Origin of the sequence: Actinomyces ihuae (genome assembly GCF_001457875.1) — a bacterium.
In the GTDB taxonomy this organism is placed as follows: domain Bacteria; phylum Actinomycetota; class Actinomycetes; order Actinomycetales; family Actinomycetaceae; genus Pauljensenia; species Pauljensenia radingae_A.
Genome location: NZ_CZPX01000004.1, coordinates 336,660 through 352,644 on the forward strand (window position 1 = coordinate 336,660; position 15,985 = coordinate 352,644).

Annotated in this window: 16 protein-coding genes; 9 read left to right on the top strand and 7 right to left on the bottom strand. The window is 61.2% G+C overall.

Annotation, left to right across the window (positions count from 1 at the left end):
* Positions 1–108 precede the first annotated feature (108 nt).
* On the bottom strand, positions 109–564 hold the full coding sequence (locus BN3002_RS11410; protein ID WP_058236486.1) for a hypothetical protein: 456 nt from the start codon (positions 562–564) through the stop codon (positions 109–111).
* Between BN3002_RS11410 and BN3002_RS11095 the strand changes: the two genes are divergently transcribed.
* Entirely contained in the window at positions 549–2,066 is a 1,518-nt protein-coding gene (locus BN3002_RS11095; protein ID WP_157843500.1) for a hypothetical protein, read from the top strand. The two genes, BN3002_RS11410 and BN3002_RS11095, sit on opposite strands and share 16 nt — an antisense overlap.
* Positions 2,067–2,224: 158 nt before the next feature.
* Here BN3002_RS11095 and rpmB read toward each other — a convergent pair whose 3' ends face one another.
* A complete protein-coding gene (gene rpmB, locus BN3002_RS02715) occupies positions 2,225–2,419 on the bottom strand; it encodes a 50S ribosomal protein L28 (protein WP_058236488.1) in 195 nt (64 codons plus the stop codon).
* Positions 2,420–2,635: 216 nt separating this feature from the next.
* On the opposite strand from rpmB, the gene BN3002_RS02720 reads away from it, so the two are divergent.
* Together BN3002_RS02720 and BN3002_RS02725 are read left to right on the top strand one after the other, a co-directional pair.
* Positions 2,636–4,213 (top strand): hypothetical protein, encoded by a 1,578-nt coding sequence (locus BN3002_RS02720; RefSeq protein WP_058236489.1) that lies wholly within the window; start codon positions 2,636–2,638, stop codon positions 4,211–4,213.
* Positions 4,210–6,381 (top strand): ATP-dependent DNA helicase RecG, encoded by a 2,172-nt coding sequence (locus tag BN3002_RS02725; protein ID WP_058236490.1) that lies wholly within the window; start codon positions 4,210–4,212, stop codon positions 6,379–6,381. Before BN3002_RS02720 ends, BN3002_RS02725 begins: the two co-directional genes overlap by 4 nt.
* On the opposite strand, the gene BN3002_RS02730 is transcribed toward BN3002_RS02725, so the two are convergent.
* Positions 6,378–6,701 carry a branched-chain amino acid transporter permease gene (locus BN3002_RS02730; RefSeq protein WP_058236491.1) on the bottom strand — a complete coding sequence of 108 codons (324 nt, stop codon included), beginning with the start codon at positions 6,699–6,701 and terminating at the stop codon, positions 6,378–6,380. The genes BN3002_RS02725 and BN3002_RS02730 overlap by 4 nt on opposite strands.
* Positions 6,698–6,919, bottom strand: a complete 222-nt coding sequence (locus BN3002_RS11235) for a hypothetical protein (protein WP_058236492.1) — start codon at positions 6,917–6,919, stop codon at positions 6,698–6,700. Before BN3002_RS11235 ends, BN3002_RS02730 begins: the two co-directional genes overlap by 4 nt.
* Here BN3002_RS11235 and rsmD point away from each other — a divergent pair.
* The 6 genes from rsmD (at position 6,913) to BN3002_RS02765 (ending at position 10,705) form a co-directional block, all read left to right on the top strand.
* A complete protein-coding gene (rsmD, locus tag BN3002_RS02740) occupies positions 6,913–7,482 on the top strand; it encodes a 16S rRNA (guanine(966)-N(2))-methyltransferase RsmD (protein WP_058236493.1) in 570 nt (189 codons plus the stop codon). The genes BN3002_RS11235 and rsmD overlap by 7 nt on opposite strands.
* Positions 7,479–7,994: a pantetheine-phosphate adenylyltransferase gene (gene coaD, locus BN3002_RS02745; RefSeq protein ID WP_058236494.1), complete on the top strand. Its 516-nt coding sequence runs from the start codon at positions 7,479–7,481 to the stop codon at positions 7,992–7,994. The genes rsmD and coaD overlap by 4 nt, the downstream gene beginning before the upstream one ends.
* Positions 7,995–8,014: 20 nt before the next feature.
* Positions 8,015–8,725 (top strand): hypothetical protein, encoded by a 711-nt coding sequence (locus BN3002_RS02750; RefSeq protein ID WP_058236495.1) that lies wholly within the window; start codon positions 8,015–8,017, stop codon positions 8,723–8,725.
* Positions 8,718–9,284 (top strand): YceD family protein, encoded by a 567-nt coding sequence (locus BN3002_RS02755; RefSeq protein WP_058236496.1) that lies wholly within the window; start codon positions 8,718–8,720, stop codon positions 9,282–9,284. Before BN3002_RS02750 ends, BN3002_RS02755 begins: the two co-directional genes overlap by 8 nt.
* On the top strand, positions 9,277–10,017 hold the full coding sequence (rnc, locus tag BN3002_RS02760; protein WP_058236497.1) for a ribonuclease III: 741 nt from the start codon (positions 9,277–9,279) through the stop codon (positions 10,015–10,017). The genes BN3002_RS02755 and rnc overlap by 8 nt, the downstream gene beginning before the upstream one ends.
* A gap of 73 nt (positions 10,018–10,090) precedes the next feature.
* On the top strand, positions 10,091–10,705 hold the full coding sequence (locus BN3002_RS02765; RefSeq protein ID WP_058236871.1) for a response regulator: 615 nt from the start codon (positions 10,091–10,093) through the stop codon (positions 10,703–10,705).
* Between the two features lies 1 nt (position 10,706).
* Here the strand turns inward: BN3002_RS02765 and BN3002_RS02770 are convergent, their stop codons facing one another.
* The 3 genes from BN3002_RS02770 to cydD are packed head-to-tail and all read right to left on the bottom strand — an operon-like array spanning position 10,707 to position 15,933.
* A complete protein-coding gene (locus BN3002_RS02770) occupies positions 10,707–12,419 on the bottom strand; it encodes a sensor histidine kinase (RefSeq protein WP_058236498.1) in 1,713 nt (570 codons plus the stop codon).
* Complete coding sequence (cydC, locus tag BN3002_RS02775; RefSeq protein ID WP_058236499.1) at positions 12,416–14,176, bottom strand: thiol reductant ABC exporter subunit CydC; 1,761 nt, start codon at positions 14,174–14,176, stop codon at positions 12,416–12,418. Before cydC ends, BN3002_RS02770 begins: the two co-directional genes overlap by 4 nt.
* Positions 14,173–15,933, bottom strand: a complete 1,761-nt coding sequence (gene cydD, locus BN3002_RS02780) for a thiol reductant ABC exporter subunit CydD (RefSeq protein ID WP_058236500.1) — start codon at positions 15,931–15,933, stop codon at positions 14,173–14,175. Before cydD ends, cydC begins: the two co-directional genes overlap by 4 nt.
* Positions 15,934–15,985: the final 52 nt, after the last annotated feature.

Below are 15,985 nucleotides of genomic sequence, written 5' to 3' on the forward strand. Positions count from 1 at the left end.
ACTTCATGAGCAACGAAAACGTTCATGATAGCAACCAGGACGCTCAAGTCCAGGGATCGCAACCAAGTGAGCCTGTGACCGAGCCGGAAGCCGCCGAAGAACAGCCACTCAGTCAGCCGGAGCAACCTGCGCAGCAGCCGCAGTTTCAGCAACCAGTTGCTGACCAGTCGCAGGTGCAGCAGGGCCAGCCCTATGCTCCACAGCCCATGCAACAGCCGCAGTACCAGCAACCGGTTCCGCCGCAGCAACCGCAGTACCAGCAGCCTTATGCTCAGCCCGCTCCTCAGCAACAGAGCCAGCCATACGCTCAGCAGCCATACGTTCAGCCTCAGGGCCAGCCCTATGCTCCACAGCCCATGCAACAGCCGCAGTACCAGCAACCGGTTCCGCCGCAGCAACCGCAGTACCAGCAGCCTTATGCTCAGCCCGCTCCTCAACAGCCTTACGCGCAGCCGGGCCAGCCCTATGCTCCACAGCCCATGCAACAGCCGCAGTACCAGCAGCCGGGCCAGCCCTACGTGCAGCAGCCTGCGCAACCAGCAAAACCAGTGCTCCCGCCAGCATTTATGGGCGAGCTCAAGGCCGGATTTGCCAATGGGCGCGGCCTCGCTGCCCTCGGCGCCGTGCTGGGGGTGCTCGTCGTCGTCTCATTCATCTTTGGCCTGTTCCTCATGCCTCTGGGATCGGCGATGGGCGGCGCGGCCGGCTCAGATGACTCCATACTGTCGGGCCCCTCGCCCCTCGTATTCGCCGGTGTTGTGCTGGGAGGCTACATCTTTGCAGGTGCTCAGGCTATGGGCTTCACAATAGCCGGAGGAACACTCTCAGTGCTGTTCATCCTCGCCTGGGCTGTCATCTGCACGCTGATCTGGGTCGTGCTCAAACGATTCTTCAAAGTCCAGCGCGATAACACCAACCTGGTTGCCCACCTGGTCCGCACAGTGCTGGAGGCTCTGGCTATTGGCCTCGTTACCTCGATCCTGTTCGGTTTTTGGAGGCTGCGGCTTGTCGCACCGCTCGACGGCGGTGACCTGTCCTTTGACAACCTCGGCAGCCTGTCAATGGGACCCGGTTTCTTCCACATCTTCCTGAACGTGACGTTCTTCGTTGGGATCACGCTTTTCTTTACTCGTAAATCTCTTCCTGCCAGCTGGAAAGACAACAAGTTTGTTGCGGAGCTGCTTACTGGTGCTCGCGAATTCGTTCAGGCACATGCGGTGCTCTTCGCCATCTTCGCTCCCTTCGCTCTGATTCTTGGGATCGTGTTTTTTGCCAAGACAGATGGCGTGTCCGTCACGCTGGTTCTGCCGCTGTTGGCCAACATCATCATCTGGATTACAGGCATGTGCTTCTTCGGTGGATTCTCGGTGGGTGGCTCAATGATGGACATGTTCGGTTCGGGTGGATCCTACGGTGGCAGTGGCACTGCCATGATCTGGAATTTCCACCCCATCGCCGCCGTCATCGGTTTCATCCTCGCCATCGTCGCCATCATCGCAATGGCGATCCACATCGGGGCTCGACGCACGCGCACCGGCTCGATTCAGTGGGCCAGGATCTGGCAGATGCCAGTCATCGGTCTTCTGGCGTGGCTCATTGTTGGCCTGTGGCTTTCCAACGTGTCGATGCATATGTTCGGTGAGAGTGCTTCTCTCGGCATGTCATGGTGGACGCCGTTCACGGTCGCCATCCTCGGACTCTTCTTCGCCTCACTGCTGGCCGAGATTCTTCCCGAAGCATTGGTCGACACGCCACTGCTGCCGTTGCTCGCTGGAAAGAAGACGGCGCAAGCCTGGCGTCAGCAGCCAGCTCCGGTTCAAGCTGCTCCTCAGCAGCAGTACGGGTACGGAAATGGGATGCAACAGGGCATGAACGCTCCTCAAGGCCCCCAAAACTCGGCGCAGTACAACCAGTACCCGCAAGGGGCAGCCGCAGCTTACCAGCAGGAATTCGGTTCGCAGTACCCGAATCAGGGGTACCAGCCTCCGGCTCAGGACCCGTCAGGATCAGCTGATAACCAGGCAGAACCGCCGTATCCGCCGCAAGACTCCTCACCTCAACAGTGAAAGTGAGTCGCTGAATCGATCACTGAAATGAAGATGGTCTCCGAACTGACTTCGGTCAGATCGGAGACCATCTCCACTTTTCAGATGCGCCCGGTTCCTGCCACAGGCGCAAAAAATTCGCCGCCTACACTGTAGACGGCGAATCAGAAAGCAGCGTATCAGCGGGTGTGACGCGCCACCCGTTCAGACTTCAGGCACTTCGTGCACACATTCAGTCGCTTGGGTGTGCCGTCAACCAAGGTACGAACGCGCTGGATATTCGGGTTCCAGCGGCGATTCGTGCGCTTGTGGGAGTGCGAGACACTCTTACCGAAGCCCGGTCCCTTGCCGCAAACGTCGCATACGGAAGCCACGATGATCTCCTCTAAGTAGTCAGTTATCGTCCCAAATGAGACAGTCGATGTGGTGCGAATCCACCACGAGCAACCACAAAATGGTAGCTGATGGCAGGCCTATTCTCCAACTCTTTGAACCACATTGCCTGTGTCAGTTCCACCACATCTGCGCGCGAGCGACCAAAAGTGAGACGATAGGATCACCCGTGACTACTCATAGCGAAAGGCCTATCCGTGACCGGTGAACTCTCAGCACACACGCTGGCAATCACGCTGACAACAGCCGCCACGGAGCTGGCCAAATTGCGTCCCTTCCTGGATGACCTCGATGGATGGAACTCCCACGACTGCGACACGGGCACCAACGCGCTTCTGACAGTGGAATCCATGAGCCGCCTCGCCCCAACTGACCCGGACATGCCTCTGGCTGATTACCTCGACACGTTGGTCAGCGAGGGGATCCGCACAGGGCACGGACACGTCGGATTGCTCATTACCGCTCTATGGAGTGCCTGGGCACACGCCCTGCGACAAGAGTCCGGCGCAGATCTCAATCCGATCATCGTGCGACGGATGCTCACATCCGCCCCCTGGGATGCGCCCGACGCCCACGTGAATGTCGCACCTGCCCTTGCTGCAATGTTTGATGAGGCAACCAGCGAACTCGAGGTTCTGGGAGCAACGGTTCCTGATCAGAGCGACCTTGTCTCCCTGTATTCCAGCCAATTGCAGTATGGGCTGATCAACGCGACTGATGACTATATCGACGCAGGTGCAGCAGCCCTGATCGTCATCGCCGCATCACTGGACTGCACCATGCGTGACGATCCAGCCATCCTGGACTCACTGGCACGTATGATGAGCGACCTGGCTCATTCACATTCGCGCCTGGTTTCGACCGCTGCCCGCCCGCGCGACGCCTTCAATGTGGACATGATTGTGGCAGGCAGTACTGACGATGCCACGAATGCAGGCGACTATCTTGATGCACTGGAAGCTCGGTGGGCGGCAGTGGGAGCCACCGATTTGTTTGCCTATGGCACCTGGCGTTTCCGCATCGACACATCGGCGCCATTGGCAGTTCGACCACCCCACGGTACCGTCACCCGGTTTATGGTCCGTGACGGCCGACCCGACGAACTCATCGGCGTGGACACGCTCAGTGACGGTGTGACGCATCGCGGCGCTCAGCTCCTCGAACGCCGCACCCACCAGCGCATCGAACGCGCCACAGTTATAGCGATGACTCATGCACCCGGCCTTGTCGAAGACCTCGCACAGGCAGGAGCACTGACACTGCTCGACCCGAATGACCAGGACATTGAGGCCATCACTTGCGCCCTCGCGCATTCGTCAACAGGAGTGTCGCTCATTGCCGCCTGCGACAGTGCCAGCCGCGCACGTGCCGAACGTATTCGTGATGTATCGCCCCACACAGTCATTGTCGCCCCGTGCGAGGACGACCTGACAGCGCTGGAATGCACCCGAGCGTGCGCCAGCGCCTTCGTCCCACAGCCAGGCGGACCCACCGTCGCACCTGTCATGCAGACCATGCTGACTCAGTCAGCAGCGCGCGCAGCTGCAGCCAGCTTCGCCCTGGCCATAACCTATGATGCGGATGAGCAACTTCCTCTTGCCGTGCGGGAAGTCAAGGCGCGCGCCCCCAGACGCGTGCGTCTGCTGATCGGAGCTGCCGACGGTCCGAATCTGACGGCAACGGTTCGTCAGATGCTGGCACCTGACATCAATGAGCTCGAAGTAATTGACGGCGGACAGGCAGGCCCCAGCATTATTCAGGGACTGACCGTATGAACGGGTTTTCCACCTCCCTCGACGTCCCCCTTGCGCTGCGTCTGCCCGCCTCGACGGCGCGAAAACTTGCCGCACACGATCTGATCTCGGTGGCTGACCTGCTCACGTACGGGCCACGCAGGCTCGACCAGTGGGGCTCGCTTACACCGATCAGTTCGCTGCGCGAAGGGGACACGGTGACGATCCTCGCTGAAGTGCTCAGTGCCCAGATGATGCCCAACCGCACGCGCAAAGGGGTACGCTTCGTGGTTGAACTGACCGATGGGTCCGAGACGATCACCGCCACGTTCTTCGCTTCCACGCGCTATCGCCTCGCGCCCCACGAACGACTGCTCGAACCTGGTGCGCGCATGCTGTTTGCCGGCAAGGTCGGTTCCTACAAGGGGAAGGTTCAGCTGACAAATCCGCAGTTTGAAGGCGCGCAGGATGCCACGATTCCGGAGATCGTTGAACGCAGTCAGCGACTCATCCCCATTTACCCGGCCACTGCCTCGCTCAATTCGTGGACCATTGAGCGCGCTGTGTCTTTTCTGCTTCAGTCCATGCACGAGGGCGACCTGGCTGACCCCGTCCCGGAAACGATTCGCCGTGAAGCTGGTCTGCCTGATCTGGTCACCACGTTGCGCGCACTGCACGAGCCGGACAGCCGCGAGGACTGGAAAACTGCCCGCGCGCACATGGCGTGGCGTGAAGCATTCACACTGCAGGCTGGGCTGGCCTGCGTCAGACGCGGTAGTGACATGGAAAAGGCGCCGGTGTGTCCGCGAGGCGATGACGGTGCCGTCCAGGCTTTACGCGACTCCCTGCCTTTCGTCTTGACGGGCTCCCAGGAAACAGCGGTGGAGGCCATTTCACGTGACCTCATGCGCGAACGCCCCATGCAGCGCCTCCTGCAAGGCGACGTGGGATCCGGTAAGACGGTGGTATCGGCACTGGCCATGTGCCAGGTTATGGATTCAGGATTCCAGGCGGCGATGCTGGTACCCACCGAGGTCCTCGCTGAGCAGCACTACCAGTCCCTGCATGCCCTGATCGCGCGGATGACCACCCACGCGCCACGCATCGAACTGCTCACAGCTTCCACTCCGCGCGCCGAGCGCCGCACTCTGGAACGCGACCTTGCTGACGGCCAGCCCATGATCGTGGTCGGTACACACACTTTGCTGCAAGATAGCGTCACATTCGCGCACCTGGGCCTGGTTGTCATCGACGAGCAGCATCGTTTCGGTGTTGCCCAGCGTGACCACCTGCGCGGCGCGGCCACCGCTGCCACGCTGACGATCCCGCACCAACTGGTCATGACCGCCACGCCCATTCCGCGAACTGTCGCGATGACCGTGTTCGGTGACCTGGACCAGACGTGCATCAATGAGCTTCCACCGGGGCGTCGCCCCGTCAGCACATTCTTAGTCGATGTGGCCAACGCGGCGTGGATGCAGCGTCTATGGGAACGCGCCCGCGAAGAGATCGACCAGGGCGGCCGCATTTTCGTCGTCTGTCCACGTATTGATGAGGGAGACGACGTCGAAGACACCGATGCAGCTGACCACCGTCCACCGCTCGCATCCGTCCACGCGGTGGCGGCCGCACTGCGCACCCAGACAGCGTTGCAGGGTATCGGGATCGAGGAACTGCACGGACGAATCGGCAGTGCTGACAAGACCCGCATCATGGATGACTTCATTGCGGGTCGCGCCCCTGTCCTCGTGTCCACCACAGTGATCGAAGTGGGAGTGGATGTGCCCGAAGCGACCATGATGGTCATCATTGACGCCCAGCAATTTGGCCTCTCACAGCTGCACCAGTTGCGCGGCCGCGTCGGACGCTCGGATTCAGACAGCGTGTGCATGGCGGTACACCGCCACGACCTGTCGGCACCAGCCCGCGAACGGCTCGAGGCCTTCGCGCGCACGACAGACGGATTCGAACTGGCTCGCGTGGATCTGACGCTACGTCGAGAAGGCGACGTGGTCGGCGCCCAACAGTCAGGGCGCACCTCGGGACTGCGTTTCCTGTCGGTCTCACGAGATGGCGACATTATCGAGCAGGCGCGTGACGCTGCGCGACGCACCATCAGCGCAGACCCCACACTGGCCGATCACAGCGAACTTGAACGAGTCATCAGAGCGCGACTGTCCTCACAGGTCGCGTGGATGGAGCGTTCCTAGCCGACCACTGCTGACAGTGCGATACACACGACTGTTCCGCTGAGAATCGAAATCATGAGGTTGTGTTTCCACAGGTGCAGTCCGACCGTCACGACGAGGGCGACCAGTGTCGGCACTGTTGCCTGCAGGTCGCTCCACGCAACATCCATCATCGTGTAGACGCTCAAGATGGCCATGATGCCCACAGCCATGCGCCTGCCCAGCCATTTGATGAGGCGAGATTCGCGGATCGGGGCGAGCAACGCGAACGGCACGGCGCGCAGCAACACGGTGACAATACCGGCTACCGCAAGGATCGCAATCAGATACATCGTATTCATCGCCTCTCCTTCGCGGCGAACATGACAACCAGAACCAGCACATAGGCCGACATGGCGATGACCAGCATTGATCCGGGCACAACAATCGCGGCCGCCACGCACAGGCGCCCCGCATATGCCACGTCGTGTCCGATGCTCACCGAAATTATGGTGGCACGAGGGCCAGTGGCCGCGATGTATGTCCACGCTGCGAACCAGTAGAGTAGGTCCCATGACACGGATTGTGGCCGGAGAGGCAAAAGGGCGCGTACTGAAGGTGCCTGCACGCGGAACGCGGCCCACATCGGAACGCGTGCGCGAAGCACTGTTCTCACGCCTGGATGCCATGAATATGTGCGATGGGGTAGCGGTACTGGACCTGTACGCAGGGTCGGGAGCGCTGGCCTTCGAGGCCCTCTCACGCGGAGCAGCCCGGGCTGACATGGTGGACAGTTCACGTCAGGCTGCCCGCGCCATGAGTACGAACGCAGCGATGATGGGCTACGAAGATCGCACGCGCATCCACACCCTCGACGCGCTGGCGTTTGTGCAGTCAGGCCGCGTGAGCAGCCCGGTTGACCTGGTGTTCGTGGACCCTCCCTATGATTTGGCACAAAATGCGCTCGCGGCCGTGCTGGCCGGACTCGCGGCGCACCTGTCGCCAGACGCCCTCGTCATTGTGGAGCGATCAACCCGCTCACAGGCGCCAGACCTGCCGGATGGCCTGGTGTGCGAAGATCACCGTCACTGGGGTGAGACTGCCGCGTGGTTCATTGGCCGTGCCGATAGGGTGGAGTCATGACGCAACGCCAGCCACTCATCGCAGTGATCCCGGGATCCTTCGACCCCATCACCTGCGGCCATGTCGACATCATCGAACGCGCTGCACGTTTCGCGGACCGCATCATCGTAGCGGTGGGGATCAACTTAGCGAAAACCACGATGTTCGATTCTGCGGCGCGTATCCGCATGGCGCAGGCAGCGTGTGCCGATCTGGACCCCGCCATCGCCGGCCGCATCAGTGTGGAGAAAATGGACGGCACGGCGATTGATTTTTGCCGCTCCCACCAGGCACGCGTGATCGTCAAGGGAATCCGAAACGCTGCCGACATGCAGTGGGAAGAGGTCCAGGCGTGGGTGAATCGCACTCACGGTGAGGTGGAAACATTGTTCCTCCCCACCGCGCCGGAGCTGGCACTCGTTTCATCCAGCATCGTACGCGAACTGTTGGCGTGGCAAATGGACGCTTCTCGGTATGTTCCACCGGCAATTGTGCCGATGTTGACGGACAATAAGACTCATAGACACTCATGAGGCAACAGGCGGAGGACACAATGGCTTACGACGAGAACGTCCCTTCTGACGAGCCGAGTGACAGCTCGGAAGTGTATGGCCCATCGACGGTGATCGCGGCGCTCGAACAGATCGAAGCACTGGTTGAAGAGGCTCGTTCGGTTCCACTTTCAGCATCCGTGATGGTCAATCGCGCTGAGATCCTTGATCTGATTGAACAGGCCCGAGCCGCGCTGCCTGAAGACCTGGTTGCAGCAGACGCCCTCGTCGCTGACGCCGACGCCGTGCTGGGCCGGGCTGACTCGGCCGCTGAAATGACGCTGACGGAGGCCCGCACTCAGGCACGAACCCTCACTGACGAGGCGCGTGAGCAGGCCGAGCACATGATCGCTGAGGCGCAGGACAAGGCACAACGCACCGTGGCCCACGCGCAGGAACAGGCTGAACATGTTGCCAATCAGGCCCGCTCCGACGCTGAAAACACGCTCAGTGATGCGAACGCTCAGGCTGAACGCCTCATCGCGAGTGACCGAATCTCCCAGATGGCGGAAGATCGTGCACGCCAACTGGTCGGTGAAGCGAAGAACGATGCGCGCAAACTGCGCGAAGGTGCCGACCGCTACGTTGTGAAGTCCCTGGGCGAGCTGTCCGACGTGCTGTCGGATCTGCATCGACGTGCGCAGGCCGGTCAGCGCACCATTCTGGAGCGCGCCAGCCAGGAAAAGACGGATATCTCCCTTGACGATGAGTAAACGCGAACCGGTAGCGGCATCCTCACTGACCGTGTCACTGCGCGACGTGCCGCGCCGCGTTGGAACGACTCGCAGTTATGAGCTGCAGTGGCACGTGCCCGCAGGCATCGGCACCCCGATGATGGCGATTCGAGAAGGCGCGCTCGTCCCCGTCACCGTGGACATCACGTCGATCGACGAGGGAGTCCTGGTGCGCGCACGCTGCCAGTGCGACCTGGAGGGTCAATGCGTGCGCTGCCTGGATGACATTGTGCAGGAAGCGGACGTGGACGAAAGCGTCGTCTATTACGATCAGCAGCCGGAAGGTGACGAGGACGCCCTTGTCATCAGTGCGCACGACATGCTGGATCTGGAACCGATGCTGCGTGACGCAATCGTGCCGCTGATTGATCCGCAGCCACTGTGCGGTCCGGACTGTCAGGGGCTGTGCCCGCATTGCGGTGAGCGTCTGGATGATCTGCCTGAGGATCATCACCATGAGGTTATTGACCCTCGGATGGCTTCCCTTGCGCAGCTGCTGGATGATCTGAACGTACAGGACGGGCAGGATCGTGGCTAAGCATTCGAAACTTCCTGAACCTGTCAATGTGGATACGGCTGAGCTGGAACGCAACTGGGGGATTGAGGTTGACCCCTCGCTGCTGCATCGCGCGCTGATTCACCGATCTTTCGCCTATGAGGCCGGCGGGATTGCGCATAATGAACGCCTGGAATTTCTGGGCGATTCTGTCCTGTCCATCGTGGTGGCAGCCCGCCTGTTCGAGGATCACCCTGACCACAGCGAAGCAGACCTGTCGCGCATGCGTGCGGCCACCGTATCGCAGGAGCCTCTGGCATACGTCGCGCGGCGCATCCACCTGGGTGATTTCCTGTACCTGGGCAGGGGCGAAGATATTCACGGTGGACGTGACAAGGACTCTATCCTCTCCGACGCGCTCGAAGCGCTGATCGGGGCAACGTTTCTGACACACGGGTTTGAGAAGACTCGTCAGATCGTGCTCCATCAGCTTGCTGACCTGCTGGATCGCGCTGTTGTGCGCGGACAGATGCAGGACTGGAAGACAACGCTGAGCGAATATGCGCGCGACCACGGTCACGAGCTGCCCGTCTACCAGGTCACCAGCACCGGCCCGGATCATGAGCGCAGCTTCACCGCCACCGTTGCTTTCGGTGAGGTGGGCTATGAGAAATCGGCGCTGGCAACAGCGGAAGGCACGTCGAAGAAGCACGCTGAAAATGCGGCGGCTCGAGCTGCGATCGCGCGGCTTGACCCGGATTACCCCATGGAATGATCGCGCCGCCAGGCACACTATGATGGGACATGTGATGAGTAACGAAAATCCTGAACGTCCAGATGTTCGCGTCATGATCGTCGATGATCATGAGATTGTGCGTCGAGGAATTGCTGAAATCGTCGACCGGGCCGATGGCCTGGAAGTGGTTGCAGAAGCGGGCACCGTGGCCGACGCGTTGCGCCGCGCCGATCTGGTTCGCCCGGATGTTATCCTGGTGGACTTGCAGCTGCCGGATGGCACCGGCATCGACATTATGGACCGTCTGGGCACTGACCATCCTGAAATCCGCCCGATCGTGCTGACCTCGTTCGATGATGACGAGGCACTGGCTGAGTCCCTTGAAAAAGGGGCTCGCGCCTACGTGTTGAAGACAGTGCGTGGAGCTGAAATCACTGACGTGATCCGCGCCGTTTCAGAAGGGCGTGTCCTGCTCGATGAGCGCACTGTGACGCGTCGCCGCGCTGATCACGATGACCCTACAGCTGACCTGACACCTTCTGAGCGCAATGTGCTCGAGCTGATCGGCGATGGCCTGTCGAACCGTGAGATCGGGGAGAAGCTCGGTGTGGCTGAAAAGACGGTGAAGAACCACATTACGTCGTTGCTGTCGAAGATGGGTCTGCAGCGTCGCACGCAGGTGGCAGCCTGGGTGGCGGGCCAGCGAGCGGCGGCCTGGCGTAACTGACCTATTCCGGGTCGATTTCCGCGCGCCAGATAATTTCTGCACCTGCGCCGTCGATACCTGCGCCGAACACGAAACTGCCGGCGTGACGTCGGGCGCGCTCACGCATATTGGACAGGCCGGAATTGCGTGTGCGGTGCGGGTCGATTCCGCGTCCGTCGTCAGCCACACGCACGCACACTTCTCCAGCAGTGTCATCGGATGGGGACGTCACTTCCAAAATGACGCGCCCCGCCGTTGCGTGCGCATGCCGCGCAATATTGGACAGTCCTTCACGCACGACAGCCACCACATCATCACCCACATCATCGGACAGCATGTTTTCGATGGCGCTCACCATCGCGTCTTCTGCTTCTTCGTCCTCGTTAATCGCCGTGCCGTCCAGTGAAATGACGAGGGAGGGCGCGAATCCGAGGAACGAGCGTGACAGGGAAGATTCCTGACGGACGCGCTCGACCAGACCGACATTCTGGTCGGGCTCGCGCAGGCCGTGGACGATGGCACGGATCTGGCGTACGGCGTCATCCACCGAGGCCAGTGCTTGATCCAGAATCGACGACACCTCGTCGGTCGATGCCTCTTCTTCCCTGACTTTTGAGCGGGCCGCGTCCAGGCTCATCCCCGCCGCGAACAGCTGCTGGATCGCGAAATCGTGCAGGTCCCGGCTGATACGTGAGCGTTCATCGAGCAGGGTTTCCACGTCTTGAATGTGGCGCGCCGATGCCAGCTCCAATGCCAGGGTGGCCTGGGATGCGAGAGATTCAGCCAGTGGCAGGTCTGACTGGGCGAATTCCTGGCGTCCGGGTTTGCGCAGCAGGATCAAGACACCAGACGTTTCGCCACGAGCCTTCAGGGGCGCGTACAGCGCGGGGCCGAATTTCGTGAATTCCGGGACGCGCATGATCTGTGCGTGCTCCATTGAATCAACCATCATGCCGGTGCCTTCCCTCAGCACGGACATGGTGCGGCCTTCTTTCGGGAAGGTCAGTCCCAGCAATCGATCCGCGTCGTAGCCGTCGGTGATCTCCGCCGCATACGTGTCGCCCACGGAGGGCAGCACAATGATCGCGGTATCCGCGTGGGACACGTCGCGCACGGTGTGCGCAATGAGTTCGAGGGCTTCTTCCTCGTCGGTTCCTTCCAGCATTGCTGTTGTCAGGCGTTGTGAGGCTGAGATCCAGCGTTCGCGGTTACGTGAGTGTTCGAATCGTTCAGCGTTTTCGATTGCCAGTCCGGCTGCGCGTGCCAGCGCGCTCACCGTTGCGACGTCCTCGTCGGTAAAACCGCCGACGCGCCCTGTCAGGAACAGGCGCCCGAACACCTGTTCGTGCACGTTGAGGGAGATTCCCAGGAAGTTGTCAATCGGTGAGGAGGACCCAGCGTCGGCTGGTTGGGCGGGAAGTTCGAAATCGACGTTCGGGTTGAGCAGGTCAGGTATGACCAACGGCTCATGGGGCGGGATATGCGCCGTGAGCGTTTCGATCAGGGGCTGCGTGTGAAGTTCCTGGGCTCTGGCTCCGTGACCGACCAGCCGCGCGGTGCGTCCCCACGTGTCCAGCACGGCCACGCCGCCCCACCTGGCGCCAGTGAGCAGGCACGACTGATCGACGAAAGTTGTCAGAATCGGATCCAGTTCCAGTGAAGCCGTCAGGTCCAGTACAGCCTGCAGGATCGACGGGTCCGCATAGGTGTCATTCGTGTGCGTTGGTGGTGTCACTGTTCCTCCTGCTGCAGTGCCCACCGATAGTTTCCAGCGTGAGCGATGAGCTGGTCGTGAGTGCCCGATTCCACGACATGCGCGATGCCGTCCTCATCCTGTTCCAGAACGATCACCTGGTCAGCCTTGGCAAGGCCCGACAGGCGGTGCGTGACGACCACGATGCCGCGTCCCTGGTCAGTCGGGCTGAGCAGTGTATCCATCAAGGCGTCAGCGGTTGTCGCGTCCAGATGCTCGGCAGGCTCGTCCAGCAGAACAAGCGGGGCAGGAGCAGCCAGCGCGCGGGCCAGCAGAAGTCGGCGGCGCTCACCACCGGAAACTGTGGTGCCTCCAGAGCCGATCAGCGTGTCCAACCCTGCCGGCAAGGCATCACACCACTGTCCCAATCCAGCCGTATCCAGCAGCTGCCGGGCTTCTTCACGGGTCACGTCCGACCTGGCAACACGGATGTTCTCATAGACGGTCGTGGCAAAAATGTGTGCATCTTCGGCGGTCATCGTGATGCGGCGGGTCACGTCGTCGCGATCAGCCTGCCACGCGTCCACGCCGTCAATCGTGACACGCCCTTCCTTGGGCGGAAGCATACCGGCGAGCGTAAACAGGAGCGTCGACTTGCCGATGCCGGACGGTCCCACAATGGCGATATGGGACCCCACGGTGATGTCCAGCGAGATTCCACGCGCAATGGTCGGTCCGTCAGGCCACCCAATCGCAAGGTTTTCCGCAACCACTCGAGGAGTGGCGCCGGTGTGCGCAATGGGATGAGTTTGAGGCGCGTCCCCCTCGCCCAGCAGATCCACAATGCGCGTTGCAGCGTCGGCAGAACGCAGAAGTTGAACGGCTGCGCTTGGAAGTTCCGCGGTGCCTTCAAATGCGGCCAGTGGTGTAAGTACGATCACCGCCAGTGCCACCGCGGCAAGCGCGCCCGAGCGTGTCTGCGGGATGCCGACCAGCAGTGCTCCCACGACGGCAGCACCCATGGCCAGTCGATCCAGCGCAGCAGCCCAACCGGCCGGCCACGCTGCCTGTCGTGTGGATGCGACGAGGGAATCCTCAATGCGTTCGATCCGTTCGCGCACATGAGCCAGGCGGCCCTGGATCTGCAGTTCACTGGCACCATCCATGACGGTGACAACAGATTCAGACAGCTGCGTGCGCGCGTGACGCGACGACATCTCGGCTTCTCTGGCTGCATACATGTTCAATGCGGGCGCGATAACGCCGGAGACCAGCAGGCACAGGAGCAGGATCAGCCCGGCGGCAGGGCTCAGCAGGCTGATTCCAATGACGGTCCCGACTCCCACGATGGTGGTGACAATGGAGGGGAGCAGTGACTTGACGACCAGGTTGCCTACTTCATCTACGTCCGAACCGGTGCGTGCCAGCAGGTCGCCGCGCTGAAGCTTGGCAACGGTGTCGACGCGGGTAGTGGACAGGATGCGGTAGACGTTCTGCCGTAGCGCGTCCATTCCCGTTAAGGCGACTTGATGGCTGGCCAGGCGCTGCAGATACCGCATCAGCGCGCGAGAAATGCCGAACAGGCGCACCGCGACGGCCGCGACCGTCAAGTACAGGACCGGCGGGTGTTGGGAGGCGCGCGCGATCAGCCAGGCAGAGGTGGCGGACAGGGCGATTGCAGCGCCTAAGCCGAGTACGCCTAACAGGACCGACAGGATAAAGTTCTTCTTATCGACATCCAGAAGGTCGATGACGCGGCGCACAGCGCGCCGTTCTTTTTGCGTCAGAAACAGGATCATTTCACCGCCTCCGATTCGTCGAGGAATCCGGGCAGCGTCACGCTCAGGTCTTCCAGTTGCTCAATCTGCGTGAGGATGGGGTACTCCTCGGCATCCTGAGCAGTTGCTGCCTGCGCCGAGACGGTGATGACGTGGTCTGCTGCCGCAACGACGGCCTGGCGGTGCGCAATGACGATGACTGTTCGCCCCTGCGCTTTCATCTGCTCTAGGGTGCGTACCACGACGTGTTCACTGACTGCATCCAGGTGCGCCGTCGGCTCATCAAGGATGACGATAGGGGCCGGATCGAGCAGCGCATTCGTGAGGGCAAGGCGTTGACGCTGACCCACTGACAGGCCGACACCGCGGTATCCGATCTGCGTGTCCCATCCGTCGGGTAGTTTGTCGAGCACCGCGTCGAACCCGGTTGCCTTGCTGGCGGCATCACGCTGCTGATCAGTGACATCGTGCGTTATGACGTCTCGGATGGTGCCGGGAACGAACGTGGGGGATTGTGGAACCCACGTGACCTGGGTCCACCATGAGTGTGGATCGATGTCGGCCAGGTCTACAGGTTCATCTGTGCCGGTATCCGGCTGTGCGATGAGGATCCGCCCTCGGGTAGGTGGTTCCAGTGCCAGAAGAGCCATAACCGTCGTTGTTTTTCCGACTCCGGATGGGCCGACGAGGGTGTTGATCGTGCCCGATTGGATCGTGGCGTTCAGACTATGAGGTGCCCACACTTGCCGGGCGGCAACAGACAGGTCCTCGATGATGATGTCGCGCGAACTCATGTCGGGTGACTGGTGCGCGCCTTGTTCGGTTACGGGCGTTTCCAGAATGTCGAAGGCGGCTTCCGCGGCGGCAATTCCGTTTGCTGATGCGTGGAACTGTGCGCCGACTTGGCGCAGCGGTTCGAATACTTCAGGGGCCAGCGTGATGACGGTCAGGCCGACGGTGAGCGATACGGTTCCGCCCACCAGTCGCATGCCTACCTCAACCGCAACCAGCGCCACGGACAGAGTAGTGAGAAATTCCAGGACGCCTCCAGACAGGAAGGCGACCGACAGCGTTGCCATCGTGGTGCGCGTATTTTCCGCCCCCAGGCGCTTCATATGCGCCATCGGGCCTTTTTCGCGCCCCAGGCCTCGGAGCGTGGGCAGGCCCGCCATCAGGTCAAGCAATTGTGAGCCGAGCCGTTCCATGGAGGCAAGTTTGCGCCGTGATGATTCCTGCGTGAATCGACCGATGAGGATCATGAAAACCGGAATCAGCGGGATGACGATCGCTGCGATCAGGGCTGACCAGAAATCAAGCAGGAGCATCGTCAGCAGCGCGAGGGGGGTGACCGTCATTGCGAGGATGAGCTGAGGGAGGTATTTGATGAAGTAGGGCTCCAGATCCGCCAGACCGCGTGTGGCCAGGGTGGCTACGTCCGCTCCGTGACGAGCACGCCAACGTGGTCCAAGTTTTTCAACATGGTCGAGGACTGCGCCGCGCATCTCTCGCACTGCTTTTTCTGCGGCGCGCTGACTCAGCGTTTCACGCAGGCCGATCGTCGCCGCCCGCACAGCCAGCACACCGATCAACAGGCCAATCGTCGGCATGACGTCACGCAAATCCGCTGTTCCCTCGATGACGGGGGAGGCGGTCCGGGAGATCAGGAGGGCCTGCACGATGACGAGAGCTGCTGTGAGCAGACCCAGAAATGCGGTGAAGACGATGTGGACCCGTGCTGAACGTGCGTATTTCAGTAGTCGCGGATCAAGAGGTTTCACACGTTCTATTGTGCCAGTTGTGGGTACGAAGTCCCAAAAGGGCGCGCAATAG

Excerpts from the sequence above, each read along its gene's own strand:
- BN3002_RS11410 (WP_058236486.1), bottom strand. The coding sequence starts at position 564 with ATGCTGGCGGGAGCACTGGTTTTGCTGGTTGCGCAGGCTGCTGCACGT.
- BN3002_RS02725 (WP_058236490.1), top strand. The coding sequence starts at position 4,210 with ATGAACGGGTTTTCCACCTCCCTCGACGTCCCCCTTGCGCTGCGTCTG.
- BN3002_RS02730 (WP_058236491.1), bottom strand. The coding sequence starts at position 6,701 with ATGAATACGATGTATCTGATTGCGATCCTTGCGGTAGCCGGTATTGTC.
- rsmD (WP_058236493.1), top strand. The coding sequence starts at position 6,913 with ATGACACGGATTGTGGCCGGAGAGGCAAAAGGGCGCGTACTGAAGGTG.
- coaD (WP_058236494.1), top strand. The coding sequence starts at position 7,479 with ATGACGCAACGCCAGCCACTCATCGCAGTGATCCCGGGATCCTTCGAC.
- BN3002_RS02750 (WP_058236495.1), top strand. The coding sequence starts at position 8,015 with ATGGCTTACGACGAGAACGTCCCTTCTGACGAGCCGAGTGACAGCTCG.
- BN3002_RS02755 (WP_058236496.1), top strand. The coding sequence starts at position 8,718 with ATGAGTAAACGCGAACCGGTAGCGGCATCCTCACTGACCGTGTCACTG.
- BN3002_RS02765 (WP_058236871.1), top strand. The coding sequence starts at position 10,091 with ATGATCGTCGATGATCATGAGATTGTGCGTCGAGGAATTGCTGAAATC.
- cydC (WP_058236499.1), bottom strand. The coding sequence starts at position 14,176 with ATGATCCTGTTTCTGACGCAAAAAGAACGGCGCGCTGTGCGCCGCGTC.